Source organism: Flavicella sp. IMCC45537 (assembly GCF_057197705.1).
In genome coordinates this window covers 3744166-3763937 of sequence record NZ_CM170067.1, presented here as the reverse complement: position 1 = coordinate 3763937, position 19772 = coordinate 3744166, and the positions used below count along the sequence as shown (strand labels likewise).

13 protein-coding genes and 1 riboswitch are annotated in these 19772 nt (G+C 33.0%); of the genes, 7 read left to right on the top strand and 6 right to left on the bottom strand.

Annotation, left to right across the window (positions count from 1 at the left end):
* Positions 1 to 39 precede the first annotated feature (39 nt).
* Entirely contained in the window at positions 40 to 1392 is a 1353-nt protein-coding gene (locus AC2DGP_RS15300) for a UDP-N-acetylmuramate--L-alanine ligase (RefSeq protein ID WP_484490931.1), read from the bottom strand.
* 107 nt (positions 1393 to 1499) lie between these two features.
* Between AC2DGP_RS15300 and AC2DGP_RS15295 the strand changes: the two genes are divergently transcribed.
* On the top strand, positions 1500 to 8102 hold the full coding sequence (locus AC2DGP_RS15295; RefSeq protein ID WP_484490930.1) for an alpha-2-macroglobulin family protein: 6603 nt from the start codon (positions 1500 to 1502) through the stop codon (positions 8100 to 8102).
* An 8-nt stretch (positions 8103 to 8110) separates the two neighbouring features.
* Here AC2DGP_RS15295 and AC2DGP_RS15290 read toward each other — a convergent pair whose 3' ends face one another.
* The 4 genes from AC2DGP_RS15290 to AC2DGP_RS15275 all read right to left on the bottom strand — a co-directional run bounded on the left by AC2DGP_RS15290 (position 8111) and on the right by AC2DGP_RS15275 (position 13239).
* Entirely contained in the window at positions 8111 to 10561 is a 2451-nt protein-coding gene (locus AC2DGP_RS15290; RefSeq protein WP_484490929.1) for a right-handed parallel beta-helix repeat-containing protein, read from the bottom strand.
* A 260-nt stretch (positions 10562 to 10821) separates the two neighbouring features.
* Positions 10822 to 11694, bottom strand: coding sequence for a mechanosensitive ion channel family protein (locus AC2DGP_RS15285; RefSeq protein ID WP_484490928.1), 873 nt, complete (start codon positions 11692 to 11694; stop codon positions 10822 to 10824).
* A complete protein-coding gene (locus tag AC2DGP_RS15280) occupies positions 11691 to 12884 on the bottom strand; it encodes a hypothetical protein (protein ID WP_484490927.1) in 1194 nt (397 codons plus the stop codon). The genes AC2DGP_RS15285 and AC2DGP_RS15280 overlap by 4 nt, the downstream gene beginning before the upstream one ends.
* Before the next feature lie 4 nt (positions 12885 to 12888).
* Positions 12889 to 13239 carry a TfoX/Sxy family protein gene (locus tag AC2DGP_RS15275; protein ID WP_484490926.1) on the bottom strand — a complete coding sequence of 117 codons (351 nt, stop codon included), beginning with the start codon at positions 13237 to 13239 and terminating at the stop codon, positions 12889 to 12891.
* A 267-nt stretch (positions 13240 to 13506) separates the two neighbouring features.
* Here AC2DGP_RS15275 and AC2DGP_RS15270 point away from each other — a divergent pair, with 267 nt between their 5' ends.
* Positions 13507 to 14208 carry a T9SS type A sorting domain-containing protein gene (locus AC2DGP_RS15270; RefSeq protein WP_484490925.1) on the top strand — a complete coding sequence of 234 codons (702 nt, stop codon included), beginning with the start codon at positions 13507 to 13509 and terminating at the stop codon, positions 14206 to 14208.
* Positions 14209 to 14274: 66 nt separating this feature from the next.
* Here AC2DGP_RS15270 and AC2DGP_RS15265 read toward each other — a convergent pair whose 3' ends face one another.
* Positions 14275 to 15225, bottom strand: a complete 951-nt coding sequence (locus tag AC2DGP_RS15265) for a M20/M25/M40 family metallo-hydrolase (protein ID WP_484490924.1) — start codon at positions 15223 to 15225, stop codon at positions 14275 to 14277.
* A 127-nt stretch (positions 15226 to 15352) separates the two neighbouring features.
* Positions 15353 to 15448, top strand: a riboswitch (TPP riboswitch).
* A 95-nt stretch (positions 15449 to 15543) separates the two neighbouring features.
* On the opposite strand from AC2DGP_RS15265, the gene thiS reads away from it, so the two are divergent.
* The 5 genes from thiS (at position 15544) to AC2DGP_RS15240 (ending at position 19767) form a co-directional block, all read left to right on the top strand.
* Positions 15544 to 15744 (top strand): sulfur carrier protein ThiS, encoded by a 201-nt coding sequence (gene thiS / locus AC2DGP_RS15260; RefSeq protein ID WP_484490923.1) that lies wholly within the window; start codon positions 15544 to 15546, stop codon positions 15742 to 15744.
* Positions 15745 to 15853: 109 nt separating this feature from the next.
* Positions 15854 to 17716 (top strand): phosphomethylpyrimidine synthase ThiC, encoded by a 1863-nt coding sequence (gene thiC, locus AC2DGP_RS15255; protein WP_484490922.1) that lies wholly within the window; start codon positions 15854 to 15856, stop codon positions 17714 to 17716.
* A 275-nt stretch (positions 17717 to 17991) separates the two neighbouring features.
* Positions 17992 to 18594, top strand: a complete 603-nt coding sequence (locus AC2DGP_RS15250; protein ID WP_484490921.1) for a thiamine phosphate synthase — start codon at positions 17992 to 17994, stop codon at positions 18592 to 18594.
* 2 nt (positions 18595 to 18596) lie between these two features.
* Entirely contained in the window at positions 18597 to 18956 is a 360-nt protein-coding gene (locus AC2DGP_RS15245; RefSeq protein ID WP_152287503.1) for a four helix bundle protein, read from the top strand.
* Positions 18943 to 19767: a hydroxymethylpyrimidine/phosphomethylpyrimidine kinase gene (locus AC2DGP_RS15240; protein WP_484490920.1), complete on the top strand. Its 825-nt coding sequence runs from the start codon at positions 18943 to 18945 to the stop codon at positions 19765 to 19767. The genes AC2DGP_RS15245 and AC2DGP_RS15240 overlap by 14 nt, the downstream gene beginning before the upstream one ends.
* Positions 19768 to 19772 lie beyond the last annotated feature (5 nt).

Sequence of the window (19772 nt, the reverse complement as noted above, 5' to 3'; positions counted from 1 at the left end):
ATTTGATATAAAAAAAGCTTCCCAAGGGAAGCTTTTTTTTTACATAATACTTTTCAATTCTTCAAAATCAAGTCCCCCATAATTACCAGAGCTCATTAACAAAAGAGCCGTATCTTCCATACTTTGAGAAAACAAATATTCTTTAAATTCTTTTGGATCTGTATAAACAATCAGATCATCTCTTTGAAAAGCGCTCTTGATCTGTTCTTCTGATACAGTTTCTAATTGTTTTATTTTAACCGCTGATGGAGAATAAAAAACTACGGCAGTATCTGCACTTTCTAATGCCCCAACATATTCTTTTAGAAACTCCGCATTCAAACTACTATAAGTATGAAGTTCTAGGCAAGCCAAAACCTTTCTTGAGGTATACTGATTTTTAACAGCCTTTGTTGTCGCCTTTACTTTTGAAGGAGAGTGAGCAAAATCTTTAAAAATAACCGTTCCTGGTTTTTCGGCAATTTTTTCCAAACGCTTACTAGCTCCTTTAAAAGTGGCAATCGCTTCATAAAACTCCTCTTCTCCTATTCCAATATGTTGACAAATCCATTTTGCCCCTGCCATATTTTGTAAATTATGTCCCCCGAAAATCTCCAAAGGCATATCTCCATCAGGAGTATCTAAGTAGGTTACTCCATCAACAATTGAATAATCCGGTGTCCTATAAGGATACCTCTTTATAGTATGTGTACTTTCTTCGACCACACTTTTCACCTCAGGATCCTCCTCGTTATACACCATAATTCCACCGTTGGTAAGAGAGTCAGTAAATATTCTAAACTGCTCCTTATAATTATCAAATGTTGGAAAAACATTAATATGATCCCAAGCGATACCACTCAGTAGGGCGATATTGGGTTTATATAAATGAAACTTCGGTCTTCTATCTATTGGAGACGATAAATACTCATCTCCTTCTAATATAATAAACTCATTTTCTTCTGTTAAGTGCACCATGGTATCAAAACCTTCCAACTGTGCCCCAACCATGTAATCTACAGCCATATCATGATAATTCAAAACATGTAAAATCATAGACGTTATAGTAGTCTTACCATGAGAACCACCTATGACAACCCTAGTTTTTTCCTTAGACTGCTCGAATAAAAACTCTGGATATGAATATATTTTAACCCCAAGTTCTTGAGCTTTTAACAACTCTAAATTATCTGGTTTTGCATGCATTCCTAAAATAACAGCATCTAAACTATTTGTTACTTTTTCTGGAAACCACCCAAATTGCTCTGGCAATAAGCCTTTCTTCTCTAACCTAGATTTAGAGGGCTCAAAAATAGCGTCATCACTACCTGTAATCATATATCCTTTAGCTTGTAATGCCAAGGCTAAATTGTGCATTGCACTACCTCCTATTGCTATAAAATGTATCTTCATTTGATCGTTTTAGTACGATTGTAAATGTAATAAAATCAAATAGGAAAAATTTAATTATAATCAATAGTTTACAACAAGAATTTAAAGTATTTTGTCAAAAAAAAATAATGAAAAAGTTAGTAATTCTTGCCCTATTCCTATTCTCATTTTCAACCTACTCTCAGTCTGACGATTTTTCATATGAAGAGCTATGGCAAAAAGTATATCACTTTGAACTTAAGGCATTGCCGAAATCTGCCAATACTGAACTTCAAAAAATTTATATCAAAGCAAAAAAAGACAATAATTCAGCTCAAATCACAAAATCTATTATTTACAAAAGCAAATTTTGTTTAATTCTGGAAGATTCTGAAAACACGCTGATTGAACTGATAAAAGAAGAAATTAAAAATACACATCCCCCTACAAAAAACATCTTAGAAAATGTTATAGCAGAAATCTATTGGCAATATCTAAAAAAAGAAAGATGGAAATTATATAGAAGAACTAAAACAACGGATAAAATAAATTATCAAGATTTTAAAACCTGGGGACTTAACACATTGTTTAATCAAATTACGATCCATTACGAAAACTCCCTTCAAAATAAAAAATTACTACAAAGCACAGATCTAAAAGCATACGATGACATATTAATTACAGCACCTAATTCTAAAACAGCTCGCCCAACACTATATGATTTTTTAGCACATAATGCATTGTCTTTTTTGGCCACCAACGAATATTTACTTTCAAAACCTAGTTATCAATTTGAAATTGACTCAGTTCAATATTTTACAGATTTCTTAGACATCCCTCTTCAACACAAAGACAGTACATCACAAGAATTAAAAACTCTGCAACTTTACCAAGAATTATGCAATTTTCATAAAAAAGACAAAAACCCTACCGCTTTTTTGACTGTTTTACTAGAAGCATATAGTTACATGCACTCTAACAGTTCTATTAAAAACAAAAAAGAGTTACTGAAACAAAACTATTATACGCTACAGAAAAAATATAGAAAACACCCTAGTTCCTGTCAAGTAGATTTCAAACTTGCCCAACTACTTCGCGATGAAGCAAATAGTTACACTCCAACTAGAAACACCAACCATCAATTTAAAAACCAAGATGCCTTAGCTATATGTGACATATCAATAGACTTATTTCCTAAAACCAAAGCAGCGGAAAACTGTGCTGTGTTAAGAAACAAAATAATCACTCCGCAACTAAAATTAAAATCTGAAAAAAATATTCCTAGCAATCAGTTTTCTAGAATTTTAATTGATTACAAAAATCTAGACAAACTTAAAATAAACATTTTAAACCTCTCCTATCCGCAACTAAGAGTTTATCAAAAAATAAGAAAAGATTCTATTAGAAAAGAATTCATAAAAACTCTTGAATTATCTAAAGATTTTGAAATCGGTTTAACCAACGAAAAAGACTACCAACATCACAAAACCGAAATTATTATCCCAAAGCTGACTACTGGTCATTACCTATTACAAGTTTCTGAAGTTAACGAAAACAATAAAAAAGCACCGTTAACTGCGTGTACAACAATTCAAGTTACAGACCTTGTATTAACAGAGAGCATTAAAAATAATAGGAATGTATATCAAGTTGTAAATAGAACAACCGGATCTTCTATAAAGAAAGCCTCAGTAAACTTATCCACATTTGAGAACTATGACCATAGATATAAACCTTTGAACAAAAACTTCAAAACAGATCAAAATGGTCAGTTTATTTACAGAAGTAAGCGTACGAACAGAAAAGTAATTGCCACAATTAAGACCCCTGATGAAACTGCATATTTTGGGGATTATTACATTGAAGAAAACTTCAGAAGATCAAATGATTATTATTACGATGATGAGATTCTTATCAAACCATTTTTATTTACAGACCGAAGTATTTATAGACCTGGACAGAAAGTATATTTCAAGGGAATTTTCTTAAAAAGAACACAAAACAAAACAGAATTATTTACCAATGAATATATAGAAATCATAATTGAAAACCCTAACGGAGATGAAGTAAAAACTTTAGAATTGAAATTTAATGAATATGGATCCTTCCATGGAGAGTTTACCATCCCAAATAATGGGATTACTGGAAATTATTTCTTTAAATTTCATGAGCCCTATGAACATGACAGTAAATTCTATGATAATGAAGATTTCGACTTTGATTATAGAGGGCACAACATAACTGTTGAAGAATATAAACGACCTAAATTTAAGACAGAATTTACTCCAATTACAGAAACATTTCGTTTAAATGACAGCATTACCGTTTCAGGAGAAGCTATCGCCTTTTCTGGAAGTAAAATTTCCGATGCAAAAGTAACTTATAGAGTTGAAAGAACCGCTAAATTCCCCTTTTGGTACAGACAATACGACACCTCCCCACAACTTGAAATATGTCATGGAGAAACCGTTACAGATGCAAACGGAAATTACAACATTACATTTAAAGCTATTCCAGATAACAAAATAGCGCAAAAAAACCAACCAACTTTCAACTACGCTGTTTATGCATCCGTTACTGATATCAATGGAGAAACACATGACGCCAACACAAAAATTAAAGTAGGTTATCACGCACTAGAGCTTACCTTTGATATGGATAGTAAAATTGACAAAACTGTGTCAGACAATACTATTTTCATCGATTCCAAAAACTTAAACAATGCACCTGTCGATACGAAAGGAAAGATAAAAATCTACAAAATAACAGCTCCTAAAAGGCCTATGAAATCTAGAATTTGGAGCGCACCTGACTATCAAAACATTACAAAGAATGAATTTGAAAACTTATTCCCAAACGAGCCATATCATAAACTGGATGAATCAAAAGGGGCTTTGGTGTTCACCCAATCTTTTAACACAAAAGACACCACAGGAATTCAACTTAAGAACATAAAAAACTGGAAATCTGGAAAATATATTGCCGCAGTAGAATGTACAGACAAATATGATCAAAAAATAAAAATAGAAAATGAGTTTACCGTTTTCTCATTACTTGAAAACAAGGTTGCCGACAATAAATTGTTCTTTATTAAAAAAGACAAAAGTAAATATTCTCCTAATGACATAGTGAAGTTAAAAATTGGCACTGCCTCACCAAACATGACTATCAATATTGATATTGAAAAAAATCAAAAAATAGTTTCCAGTCATTTTATTGTGTTGCACAACCAAACGAAAACAATTGAAATACCTGTTCTAGAAAAAGACAGAGGCGGTTTTATTATCAGATACAATTATGTCAATTTCAATACATTTGAAAATGGTTCTTTGTTTGTATCCGTTCCACATAAACAACAAAACCTTTCTGTTGAAACGATTAGCTTTAGAGACAAGTTACTTCCTGGATCTGACCAGAAATGGTCTTTTAAAATAAAAGGCAATAAAAAAGAAAAAGTAGCTGCGGAAGTTCTTGCTTCAATGTATGATGCTTCCCTAGATGAATTTAAAGAACATAATTGGTATTTCAATCCGAATGAACAAAGAAACTACCGTTCCTATGGAGAGCAAACACATGCGTATAATAGTTTTGGTACACAAAACGCATCTGCTTCCAACCCAATCTATGGCAAAAATTATTATCAGTATCCAGCATATGACCATTTGCATTGGTTTGGGTTTAGTTTTCAAAATAGTAAAAATTCAAATTACCAATACTTAAAAGGAATTCGAGTAAAATCTTTCATCTCAAAACAAACGCTAAATAAAGACTTCAAAAAGGGAATTATTACTGGAACTGTTTATGATGGCAACATGAATAATGAACCTCTACCATTTGCGAATGTTAAAATAAAAGGTTCTAAAAACGTAACTCAGACCAACTTTGATGGAAAATTCTCATTAGTCGCAAAGAAGAATGATATTATTGTAATTAGTTTTGTAGGTTATGATGATTTAGAATTTAAAATAGGAAATAAAAACGAGTATGAAATAGCAATGTTTTCGAATGACGGAGTTACCATGGATGAGGTAATTGTTGTTGGTTATGGAACTCAAAAAAAATCAACAGTTACAGGAGCAGTATCAACCGTAAGCAGTGAGGAATTAGAAGAAGTAGTTTATTCAGTAGGAGAATCTAATCTTTCAATAAGAGGACTAAGTTCAGTAAATATTGAAGGAACCCCATTATATATTATTGATGGAGTTCCTATGGATAAAGATCCACAACTCAGTTTAAGTGATATTGAATCTATAGATGTTTTAAAAGATGCAGCCTCAACAGCAATCTATGGAAGTAGAGGTGCTAATGGAGTAATTATTATCAACACAAAAAGTGGACAAAAAAAGATACAAGAAGAGTTGAACCAAGTACAAGCTCGTACCAATTTAAACGAAACTGCTTTTTTCTTTCCTGATCTAAAAACAGACAAAGAAGGAAATGTAAGTTTTGAATTCACGATGCCAGAAGCATTAACAAAATGGAAAATGCAACTTTTGGCACATACTAAAGATGCTAAAAAAGCAAGCAAAACACTGACTACGATTACTCAAAAAGATTTAATGGTTAGTCCTAATCCACCTCGATTTCTAAGAAAAGGAGATACTTTGGTTTTATCTAGCAAAATTGCAAGTCTTTGTAATAAAAGTCTAAATGGGTTTGCGCAACTACAATTATCAAATGCCCTCACGGGAAAGAATATCGATGTACTTTTAAAAAATAAGCATCCACAAAAATCCTTCAATCTAACCGCAAAAGGAAATACTGACGTTTCATGGAAAATTGTCATTCCAGAAAACATTGAAGCTGTGCAATATCGTATCGTTGCAAAAGCCGGTGATTTTTCTGACGGAGAACAAAATGTTCTTCCTGTTTTATCAAACAAAAAACTGATTACTGAAACAATGCCAATCTGGGTAAATGCTAATGAAACCAGAAAATTTGAACTTGCAAAACTTAAAAATAACACATCAAAAACATTGAAACATCATAAGCTTACTTTAGAGCTTACTTCCAATCCTGCCTGGTATGCCTTGCAAGCATTACCATATTTAATTGAATACCCCTACGAATGCTCGGAGCAGACATTTTCAAAATATTACGCCAATACCCTAGCTGAGCATGTAATAAATTCAAACCCAAAAATCAAAAAAGTTTTTACACAATGGAAGAATAGTGATGCACTTCTAAGCAACCTAGAAAAAAACAAAGAACTCAAATCTATTATCATACAAGAAACTCCATGGTTACGTGATGCTGTTTCTGAAACCGAACAAAATAAACGAATCGGCTTATTATTTGACTTAAAGGAGTTAACTAAAAATCAATCCAATTTAATTGACAAACTGAAACAAATGCAGATGACCAATGGTGCCTTTCCTTGGTTTGATGGAAGTAATGATGCGAATAGAAATATTACACAACAAATACTTGTAGGTTTTGCACATTTACAAGATCTAGGGGTATTGAAAAAGTCAAAAAAAGAAAAGAAAATCATCAAAAAGGCTTTGCAATACTTGGATCAACAAATTCAAAATGATTTTGAAAAACTTCAAAAGAAAGCTAAAGTTTATGGAAAATCATTTCACAATTCTCAATTAATTGTGACTCCAGAAAAAACCTACATGAATGAAAAACATATTCATAGTTCACAATTGCAATATCTATATCTAAGAAAAAACTTTAAAGAACATAAATTGCTGCAAGAAACCAAAAAAGCAATTGCATACTACAATGGTCAGGCAAAAAGTTATTGGCAAGATTTCTCGTTATATAATAAAGCATTAACTGCGCTTATTACATATACAGATACTCCAGAAACTGCAAAAAAAATCACAGCTTCTCTGAAAGAAAATAGTATTACATCCGAAGAGCTAGGAACTTACTGGAGAGAAAATCAACCGAGCTGGTATTGGTACGAATCTCCCATCGAAACCCAATCCCTTCTAATAGAGGTGTTTTCTAAAATAGACAAGAACCTAAAAGATATTGATGGGCTAAAAAAATGGTTGTTAAAAAATAAACAAACCACTAGATGGAAAACCACTAAAGCCACAACTGAGGCTGTTTATGCCCTATTGCTCAATGGAACCGATTGGATATCTATCGAGGATTCGGTGGAAGTAACTATTGGAAATCAGCCAATACCATCTAACAAATTAGAAAAAACGAAAGTAGAAGCAGGGACTGGTTATTATAAAGTTAACTGGAAAGAATCCGAAATCAAACCTGAATTGGCTAAAGTCACCGTAAAAAAGAATAGTGAAGGCATGGCTTGGGGAGCTTTGTATTGGCAATATTTTGAAAAACTAGATAAAATCACCTCCGCTACTACCAATCTTTCTATCTCAAAAAACATATTTTTAAAACAAAATACAAGCTCCGGTGTAACCCTAAAAGCACTAAATCCAAATTCTGAACTAAAATTAGGAGATCTAATTACAGTTCAAATAGAAATTAAAGCAGACAGAGATATGGAATTTGTTCATATGAAAGACTTGAGAGCCTCAGGACTAGAACCAGTCGATGTAATTTCAGGTTACAAATGGAAAAATAACTTAGGATATTATCAAAGCACAAAGGATGCGAGTACAAACTTTTTCTTTGACAGAATTGACAAAGGAACTTATATTTTTGAATACGATCTTCGTGTAAACAACATAGGAAATTTCAGCAATGGTGTTACCACAATTCAATGTATGTATGCTCCTGAGTTTAGCAGTCACAGTAAAGGCTCTAGAATTACTGTCAAATAAAATGTATTTTATTTGACAGCTACTTTTTTCACTACGCTAAATTTATCTGTTGTAATTTTCAGGAAATAAACACCGGTTTGTAAACCATTAAAATCCTTAGAACTTCTAATTAACTGTCCATTCGTATTTAAAATTTCATAAGAAACTCTTTCCCCTTCTAAACCAACAACAGAAACATCCCCCTTAGTAGGGTTTGGATATATATTTATTCTATTTTGTTCATGAGAAAAATTATTTACGGAAAGACTTTCGCTATACCCAATATTTGCAACTGAAATAGCTCCTACTTGTCCAGTACCCGGTAAAAACAAATTTGCATTCCAGGTAAAAGTATCTGTTAATTGAGTAGTTAACGGATTGTTTGGAAAATATCCCCAGTTTAAATCCAATTCTAAACTCGTAACCCCTGTAATACTTGTTTGACTATATCCTGCCACCTGAACATCCGTATTATCATTGATAAATTGATTGTACAAATTATAAGTTTCAGAAGCATCCAGTCCTGTTATTTTCAAACTAAATGGTACATTTGAGTTAATTTTTGTTGGATTTGATAAATCATCAAAATTAATAGCATTCGGCTGAGAGGTTACACTCATGATCAATTCTATATCCTCTTTCGCATTCAAACCTGCCGTCCAAAGTACTCCACCATATTCATAAGCCCCGATATCTGGAGAATTTCCTTTAAATTCCTTTGAAAAGTCATCAATAACAGCAGCACCATCTATTAAACTTGATCCCGCTAATGGCATAAAATTTCTAGTATCAATATCTTCGATCAGCAAATCTCCTTCATCTAAAATATTATCCTTGTGATCAAATCCAGTTTCAGTTAACCAGTCTGGAGTATTAGTATAATTATTCCATACCCTATTATTCTGTTGCAACTTACCGTTTACCCAAACCCCCATAACATCACCTACATTTAGTACTGTATTATGATAAATATTATTATTCCAGTTATCCCAGTTTAATTGAAACCCTGTCCACGTCACATTCCATACCACATTATGATGTACTAAAAACCCCTTACTGTCATTATCTAAATAAATCCCTGCAGCTTTTTGGTTTGAGTAACTTCTACTCACGGCATCATGAATCCAATTATGGTGAATTTCTACATTTTTATCATTTTCATTCCCAACGGTATAAAAAACACCCGAATCATCATTTATCAATTGACTTTGAGAAATATCATTATAGGCAACCTCACAGTTTATTCCAGAAACATAAACACCATCTCTCCCTCCGTGTGAAATTAAATTTTTCAATATTTTCACTCCAGAAGACGTAGATCTTATAGGACTTGCATGAATTCCCACGGCATCAAAATAACGAATTGTATTATTTTCTAATCTTGAGTCTTTACCTCTATCTTGCCCATAACTAATAATATAAATACCCGTTAAACTCCCATGTTCAATTATATTATTTTCAATAGTGGTATTATCACCTTTTATTTCTATTGCCCCTTCACTGATTTGCGCATTTTCACTTGTTACACTATCCGTACGTTCTAAACCGTGAGTTACTTTATTATTTTTAAAAACAACATTCGCTCCATCAATTATTATTTTCCCACCAAAAAACTGAATTCCATCAATTACAACGTAATCACCTGTTATATTTGCACATTCAATTCTTGTTGGAACCTCTACTTGTTCGTCTGAAGGTATTATCCCATTAGAAGGTTTAAAATACAAGGTAGTGGTATTTACATCATAGAACCACTCATTGCCATGATCCAACAAACTCAATTTATCATATAAATAATAACGCCCATATTTACCACCATCTCTATAAACAGTAGGATTATGAGTTGAAAATGGCCATTTATCTGGTAATTCACCGAAAGTAATTTCATTTGCAGTTACTCCAGTAGTAACTCGAGTCCAACTTGTTCCTGTGTGCCCCCCTAAATACCAAAGTTTAGCATCCTCAAGGTCTATTTCTGGTACATCAGAAGTAATAATTGAAGTAAGCGTACCCTGAGTAGTAACAGCTTTTGCATCAATAGTAAACCTATCCCCATCTGTATCATTAGGCCAACGTGCTATTTGCATCAATGCTTCGTTATTATATACCTGATTGTAAACATCCAAATCCATTGAAACTGATGATTTAAAAATAGTACCATCATGGATCTCCCAATTTGAAACAAACTCAGTAGCCTTAATAATTACTTCTTCCCCATCCATTGCCTTAAAAGTGTATGGACTTTGACTGGTTCCATGTTTTGATATTGCTAAAGTTTGTCTATAGACACCTGCCCTTATGATACATTCATCACCAGCAGACATTACAGTTACGGCCTTATCAAAAGTTTTAAACGGTGAAGAAATAGAACCATCATTTGCATCATTTCCAGTAGTGGAAACATAGAATGTAGTGGCAAACACATTTGAACTTACAACAACAAAAAGAAAATAGACTAATAATTTTAGGGATAATTTCATCTGAATAAAGTTTGGTTTTTGATATGCAAATAACCTCATAAAAGAACAAACTTTTAATCACAAATGGTTTTATTCCATATATAAAACAGCATTTACGACCACCAATAAAACACTACAAAACAAATACTTAACAAACAAATCAAGTTTATATCAGGTATTTTTCAATAATCTATGCGATGTAACGAATAGCAAATTCTTTTCTTTTAAAGAAAACATGCCCCCCCTAAGTCTGAGACTAATCTCCGACTAATTTCAACTATTTATTCATACATTTTATGCAACGTAAAAGCCTTTTTAGCTGTTTCAGTTACATCTCCAGAAAAGACTCTTTCATAGCGATTATCCAAAACATAAGCTTGAATGACTAATTTTGTTGCAGGTCTATTGTCAAAATGGTCAAAAAACAAAATAGAAACCGCCTTATCATAATTCAAATATCTTGATGTAATAGTAGCTTCATAAGCTAATTTTCTAACTTTTTCAACATTGATATTTATGGGCAACCACATTTCTACAACTACCATACAGTCTAATGATCCTGAATTTGCATTAGAGATATCCGTACTAATAATAGCTCCATTTGGTATCGAAACTAGATTGTCATCTGCTGTATTAATAATGGTATTTCGTATTCCTATTTTTACAACCTCTCCATAATTATTATTGATATCTATTTTATCACCTATTTGAAACGGTCTATCAATAATAATCAGCAATCCACCAAAAACATTTTTTAAAATATCTTGCATCGCAAAACCTAAAGCTAAAGCAGAAGATCCCATCAATGCATACACCGTTTCTGCTGATGGCTTGAATAATGTCAAGATCAAAGTATAAATTGCAGTAATCCACACTACCACAATAATCATAGGCTGCACTCTTAAAATTTTTAATCGATAACGATTAAAATTCTTTACCAAATTTTCAATAAACCAATTTAAAACTTTGATAAATCCCCAAACTAAAATTAAAACCACAACAATGGTCAAAATCTTTGTAAAAGAAATAATTTCCGTTGCCGCTGTAATCGTTTCAGAAACATTATCCTTTACATCGGAAACAGGCACTATTTCTTGAGAGAACGATACAAACACAATAAAAAATGCCACAATTAATAAATATATCTTTTTCATATTACATATTTTCGGTTCAACCTATCTTGCATTAATATTTTCAAGGGAGTTAAATAAATGATATTGATTCCATACTCCACTCTCCCCGAGTTTTCTCTATATACTAAAATCAATTGCTGTTCTAATAATTTTTCAATTGCCAAACGTGTTTCTCTTTTCGTATTTCTAAGAATGTTATTAAACTCAACTATTGTTAATCTAGAATGCTGCAAAAGTGCCTCTATTAAAAACATCTCATTTAAAGATAAAGTTGGTATTGCTTTTTGCTGATAAGGTTTTAGAAAAACAGTATCATCCTTAACTCTAATAGCTGATAATTTAGAAAAATGTATTGCTCTAGAAATATTTCCTTTAGCATAAAGGGTTAATAATCTATCATATTCGTTTTTAAGTAATTCTTGTCTCTGTTCTGGAGCTGCTTTTTTCAAAGTTTTATTGAGTTTCTTTGTCAGTCTAGTAGGCTTTAAATACACCAATTTATAACCTTCATTTCTATTAACTAATTCTTCAATCAAAACTTCATTAGCCATCGGACTCAATCTAAGAATTGAAGAAAAATTAGAACTAAACAATTTTACATTACTCAAAAAATAATTACTGTATTTGTTCACAGTAACAATCCAATACACTCTTAGTTTAGTTCTATGGACAAACAATAAAAACTCCTCTATCAACTTAAAACCACCAATTTCTCTGAGGAATATTCGTTCAATATTCTCAAAAACAATTACATAATTCTTCTCTTGCTCAAATAAATCTTCCTTGAGTGCACTGATGTTTTTATACTCCCCTTCTAAATCAAAAACTCCTTTTAATATCTTTAATAGCTTCTCTTGAGAATGTATCGCACTGTTATTCTCAATGATTTTTACATTTTCATACAAGCCGCTACTACTATACATAAGTGAACTCGACCCTTCACCAAAATCTGAAACAACCAATAAGGGAGCATTGTTAATTTTCCAATTCTCATATGCCGTTTTTAGATTCTTAAGCTCATCCTCTCTTCCTTTTAACTGAGTAAGATTCTCTACAGGATAAATTGAAAATCGTTCCAAATAACCATCCGGTAGATACACCTCTTCGTCGACCTCCTCAATCACCATTGATTTCTTCTCGTATTCAATGTCAATCAAACTATATAAAAACACTTTGGCACGATGTACCAATTCCTTTCTATCAAATTTCATATTATTACTTTTTCTTTTTTTTCTTACTTGCTTTAGCCAAGGGATTGAAGGCCAACGCCAATTCCAACCAATATTCTAAATCCGATTCTAGATCTGTAGCATCTTCTGTTAAAAAAACATAGCCCTTCATAGACCTTCCTGTAAAATTCATCTCTTTACATCCTTCCTTTTCTAGAGCTTCTTCATAACGATCTGCACCAATACGAGCCATCAATTCATCCTTAACAACACCAACACACATTTTTTCATCAACCATAAAACAAAAACCACCCATCATTTTCATGCCCCTGTGTTGAACTTTTTTCTCTCTAAAATATTTCTCTATGCGCTCTGCTAAATATTCATTGTAAGCCATAACCATTTTTTGAATTCCTTTTCTATTACAAGATACTGTTTTAGGCTAAAAAACCCATATCTCAATAAAAAAGATTTAACAGATCTACAAAACATCAGTGAATCATACAAACCGTATTGAACTGGTCATCAAAACCATCATTACAAAAAATTAACATTCTAAAAATAATTTTATTTGACTGAAAACTACATTCACTTTATTGGCAGATATCATAGCTTTTTCTGTTCAAGATAACTTTGTCACATAATCAATTAAAATTCAATTCTTATGAACAAAAAATTACTCAAAACTTTAATTATTTTATTAATCATTTTCGGGGCTGCAACTGTTAGCGCTCAAGAAAATTTAGACCTTACCATTAATGATAATGTCGTAAGCTCTAAATACTCTCCTTCCAAAGGAACGCTTTCCGCTGTGAACGGAGAAGGAATTACTTTAACAACAGACGGAACTGCAAATTTCTTTGAATTAAGAGTAAACAATCTTAGTACAAATGGACAAAATAAAGTAACTATCAATTACACCTCAAACACAACAGGTGTAGATGGATTAATCTTAAAGCAAAGTGCAAATAATTTAGTTTCAACAAACATAGCACTAACATCCACGCAAGCAATTGAATTTTGCGATGACGCCAATTTTAAAGATGCTGCTGGCGATATTCAGTTAAGATTTCGTTTTACAGCAAGTACAGGAAATATTGCCACAGGAAAAACAATTACATTCACTTCTATCATCATAGAGTCAGACGCTACAGCAAATAATAAAACTATTTTTGAGGAAGCTAACACCTATGTAACCACGGAAAATTCAAATATCTTTGTAAAAAATGCACCTAAAGGAAGTCATATTCAAGTATATAATATCTTTGGACAAACCGTTAGTAACAAAAACCTTAATAGCGGAACTTATATCGTAAAAATTTCTGCACAAGGAACTACCCTAAGTAAACAGGTGATTTTATTTTAACCCCTGTTAATTCTAACAAGAAAGACCATCAAAGGATGGTCTTTCTTACTTATATTTTATCGCTATCTATTCAGCAGTCAATTTTATTCTTCTAGGAGTATCCTTTCCCTGAATGATGCTTTCTGTACCTATCGCAATCGCTTCAATAGTATTGGTGATTGTCACTATATCTAAAGTTTCCACCTCATCATTTACCGTATGATAGTAACGGTCTGTATTTATCGGACAAGTAGAAAAGGTATGAGCAGGAACACCTAGTCTTGCCAAAGAAGCATTATCGGACCTATAAAAAAGATTGTATTTCTGATAAGGATCAGGATGCAATGTATAATCTGTACCTTTTAAATTCTTCTGAATAATTTTACCAAAATTCGATCGTTCAAATCCTGTTAAAAAAGCTGTTTTCGGACCAAATTTAGAATCCTTTCCGATCATTTCAATATTAATTCCAGCAATGCATTTTTTTGGATTTACTTGGGTTCCAAAATACGTCGATCCCCACAATCCCTTTTCTTCCCCTGTAAAGGCGATAAAAACAATTGTTCTCTTATTGTCTCCTCTTTTTTTCCAATAATTCGCTAAAGTTAAAACTGCTGCAACACCAGATGCATCATCATCTGCTCCGTTAGCAATAGAATCACCTGCTACGGGTTTTAGAATTCCTAAATGATCATAATGTGCAGAAACAACTACCCATTCTTTCTCTTTCGAAGTTCCTTCTAAAACCCCTATTATATTTGACAACTCCATTCCTTCTTTTGAAAAAGTCTGACGATACCCTTTCGTCCCCTTAAAAGACTCTAAACCCAGAGCTTTAAATTCTCCCTCAATATAGAGCGCCGCTTTTTCAATCCCCTGGGTTCCAACCTTACGGCCTTCCATGGAATCTGAAGCCAATGTGTATAAATGCTTTTTAACTAAGTCTTGTTCAATTCCACTATTCTGTGCAGTTAAATTTACCATGATGCAGAACAACATCAAATAACAAGCACTTGCCAACTTTTGTTTCTTTTTCATAAGTGTAATTTTATTCATTAAATGTAAACTATTATTCAATATCTAAAAAGATAGGATATTAACAATCCTTAAAACCTGTCAACAAAAGATGTGCTAACTGTAAAGAAAATTGAATATATTTGTAGCCGATAAACTTTAGGGGTGTTCCTCGTGTAGGAACTGAGAATTACCCTTTGAACCTGAATAAGTTAGTACTTACGTAGGAAAAAGTAGAGTCTTTGACTCTTTTATTATTTACTAGGCGACGGAATAACATCGTGTACTACCTCAATAAAAACAGGCTTTGCCTGCTAAAGTTTTCGCATTAAATTATTTACAATGATTATAAGCGTAAACAATACTCAAAAAAACATACCTGAAAACACTTCTATTGAAGCGTTGTTAAAAGAATTGCATCATACGCAAAATGGAATTGCGGTTGCGATCAATGAAACTGTTGTTTTAAAACACTCATGGAGCGAGCATCTCTTAAAAGAAAATGACGATGTACTCATCATTCAAGCAACTCAAGGAGGATAAATTATAATGTATCTGGTATCAATATTTAGGTATCAGGTAATCAAAACACTAATAAATTAAAAACTGCAACATCTAGCTACTAGATACTTGCTTCTAGATACCAAAGAAAATGAAAAACAAAGACACTGCACCTCAGGAGGGGAAAATCACAAGAAAACCTTTTCCTAATTCAAAAAAGATTTATGTAGAAGGAAAAATTCACCCACAGATTAAAGTAGCAATGCGCGAAATATCTTTGAGTGATACTAAAGATTCTATGACAGGTAAATTGACTCCAAACGAGCCAGTTACTGTATACGATACCTCTGGACCGTACACAGACCCAAGCAAAGAAATAAATGTACACGAAGGAATCGAAAGAATTAGAGAGCAGTGGATTTTAGATCGTGGTGATGTAGAAGAGCTAGATTCTTTTACTTCTGAATACTGTAATGAGCGTTTAAACGATAAAAGTTTAGACCATATGCGTTTTGATTTAAAGCACAAACCAAAACGTGCAAAAAAAGGACAAAACGTTACACAATTGCACTACGCTAAAAAAGGAATTATTACTCCAGAAATGGAATACATCGCGATTCGTGAAAATCAACGAATCGATGAAATGACTGAAATTAGAAAGCAACACCCAGGAGAGCATTTTGGAGCTTCTATTCCTGCAAAAATCACACCTGAATTTGTACGTGAAGAAGTTGCTCGAGGTCGTGCCGTAATACCATCTAACATCAATCACCCAGAAGCAGAGCCTATGATTTTAGGTAGAAACTTCTTAGTAAAAATAAATGCAAACATTGGTAACTCAGCTACTACGTCTTCTATTGAAGAAGAGGTTGAAAAAGCAGTATGGGCTTGTCGTTGGGGAGCAGATAACATCATGGATTTATCTACAGGACAAAATATTCACGAAACTCGTGAGTGGATTGTACGTAACTCACCTGTGCCAATTGGTACCGTGCCAATTTACCAAGCTTTAGAAAAAGTAAACGGTGTTGCCGAAGACTTAACATGGGAAATTTTCCGTGATACTTTAATTGAACAAGCAGAACAAGGAGTAGATTACTTTACTATTCACGCCGGAGTATTGTTACGTTACGTACCAATGACTGCGAAACGTGTAACTGGTATTGTATCTCGTGGTGGTTCTATTATGGCTAAATGGTGTTTGGCACATCACAAAGAGAGTTTCTTATACACGCATTTTGAAGAAATTTGTGAGATTTTAAAATCGTACGATGTTGCCTTCTCATTAGGAGATGGATTACGTCCAGGTTCTGTTGCCGATGCCAATGACGAGGCACAATTTGCTGAGTTAGAAACTTTAGGAGAGTTAACTCAAATTGCTCGTAAGCACGAAGTACAGTGTTTTATAGAAGGACCAGGTCACGTGCCAATGCACATGATTAAAGAAAATATGGAGAAACAAATTGAAGTTTGTGACGAAGCTCCTTTTTACACATTAGGACCTTTAACAACTGATATTGCTCCAGGTTACGACCATATTACTTCTGGTATTGGTGCTGCTATGATTGGTTGGTACGGATGTGCTATGTTGTGTTACGTAACTCCAAAAGAACATTTAGGATTGCCTAACAAAGAAGATGTACGTGTAGGAGTTGTTACCTATAAGTTAGCTGCACATGCTGCAGATTTAGCGAAAGGTCACCCAGGTTCTCAGCACAGAGATAATGCCTTAAGTATGGCTCGATTTGAATTCCGTTGGGAAGATCAATTCAACTTAGGTTTAGACCCAGAGCGTGCTTTGGAGTACCACGATGAAACATTACCGGCAGATGGAGCAAAAGTGGCGCATTTCTGTTCTATGTGTGGACCTAAATTCTGTTCTATGAAAATCTCTCAAGAGGTTCGTGACTTTGCAGCAGAAAATGAGATTTCTGATGAAAACGAAGTTTTACAAAAAGGAATGGAAGAAAAGTCTCAAGAATTTAAAGACAAAGGTTCTGAGGTTTATCTATAGAATAATTTGGAAGTCCCCCAAACCAACCGTTCATTGAGCTTGTCGAAATACGGTTGATTTGGGTCGGGCTTTCTGCTATATCTTTTTATTTTTTCCGGTGGCTGAGACTCTCAAAATCCCGAAAAAAAACAAAAAGGATGCCACTTCAATCCCTAACTTATAAACTAATGTCGGTTCGAGTGATTTTGAGGAACGAAAAATTGTATCGAGAACTTCTCGATAATAATTCAAATCATTTCAATCTTTGAATTCACTCGAAGTGACAATTATCAAATATGATTGTATTAATAGCTCCCGAAAATGATATACCAAACGAACTAGAAATACTAACACAGTTATTTCAAGAGGGACTGGAATACTATCATTTGAGAAAACCAAATAAAAGCTACCAAGAACATTGTGATTATTTGAATCAAATTGATTCTCAATACCACAACAAAATTGTAGTTCATTATTTTCATGAACTCATCAATGAATTCAATTTAAAAGGAATACATTTTCAAGAGCAAAAAAGAAAAGACTATCTGGATACTCCAAGTGATTATTTTGTAAAACTCAACAATATGTTTGGTAAAACAATTAGCTCTTCTTTTCATGAAACTGAAACGCTAGAGAATTGCGATTTTGAATTTGATTATCATTTATTGAGTCCTGTTTTTTCTTCCATTTCTAAACAAGGATACGAAGGAAGAGGCTTTGATGTTAACCGTATTGATAAGACTATTATTGGAATGGGAGGTGTTACCACAGAAAATTTAACTGATTTTGAAAAATTAGGTTTTAAAGGTGTTGGTGTTTTAGGTGGAATTTGGAATAGCGAAGATCCTGTTGAAAACTTCATTACAATGAACAATTGGCAATTAACAAAGAACAATTAAAAATGTCAAACAATATTATTTTAGATAAAACCTATTCGTTTGCGGTTAAAACCGTTAAGCTTTCTCAGTACCTAGTGGATGAGAAAAAAGAATATGTATTATCTAAACAAATATTACGTTCTGGAACGTCGATTGGCGCAAATACGGAAGAAGCAATAGGCGGATTCTCTAAAAAAGACTTTACTTATAAATTAAATATAGCCTATAAAGAAGCGAGAGAAACAAAATTTTGGTTACGATTATTAAAAGACACAGAATACCTTCCTATTGAACAGTTCAATGAACTCTTTGATGAATTAGAACAAATTCTAAAAATATTATTTACAATTATCAAAAAGTCAAAAGAAAATGAAAAAGGATAAAATTGATAATTGCACATTGTCGACTGCTAATTGTAAATACATACTAACCATTGCAGGTCATGATCCTTCTGGGGGAGCAGGTTTGACTTCAGACATCAAAACGTTTGATGCATTTGATTTGTATGGACTTTCTGTATGTACCGCTGTTACCGTTCAAAATGATGTCAACTTTACAGATTGTATTTGGATAGATGTCCCAGTAATATTATCTCAAATAGAAACACTCTTTGAGCGTTTTGAAATAGAGGTGGTAAAAATAGGCATCGTAGAATCCTGGGATGCGATGCATCAAATTACTAATAAACTACATAGTTTAAATCCTGATATAAAAATTGTTCTAGATCCTATTTTCAAAGCGAGCGCTGGTTTTGATTTTCATTCAAAAGAAAGTCAAGAACTGTTAGACTCCATCTGGAAACAATGTTACATTATCACTCCAAATTTTGATGAAATTCAAAGTTTATATCCAAAATTCGATATAGAGGATACAATTGAATATATAAGTAGTCTGACCAATATTTACTTAAAAGGTGGACATCGCACTGACAAAAAAGGGTGGGATGAATTATACCATAGCAATATTGTTATGATGAATATCCCTCCGAATGCAAAAAGAACAAAGGAAAAACATGGTAGCGGATGTGTTTTATCTTCTTCACTAGCTAGTAATTTAACTCTAGGTATTCCTTTAGAAGATGCCGCAAAAAATGCAAAATATTACACGGAAGAATTTTTGAATAGCAATTCTAGTTTACTAGGAACACATGACAGAATTTGGAATGTAGAAGTTAAGAATCCAGAATTTAAATAGTTTTA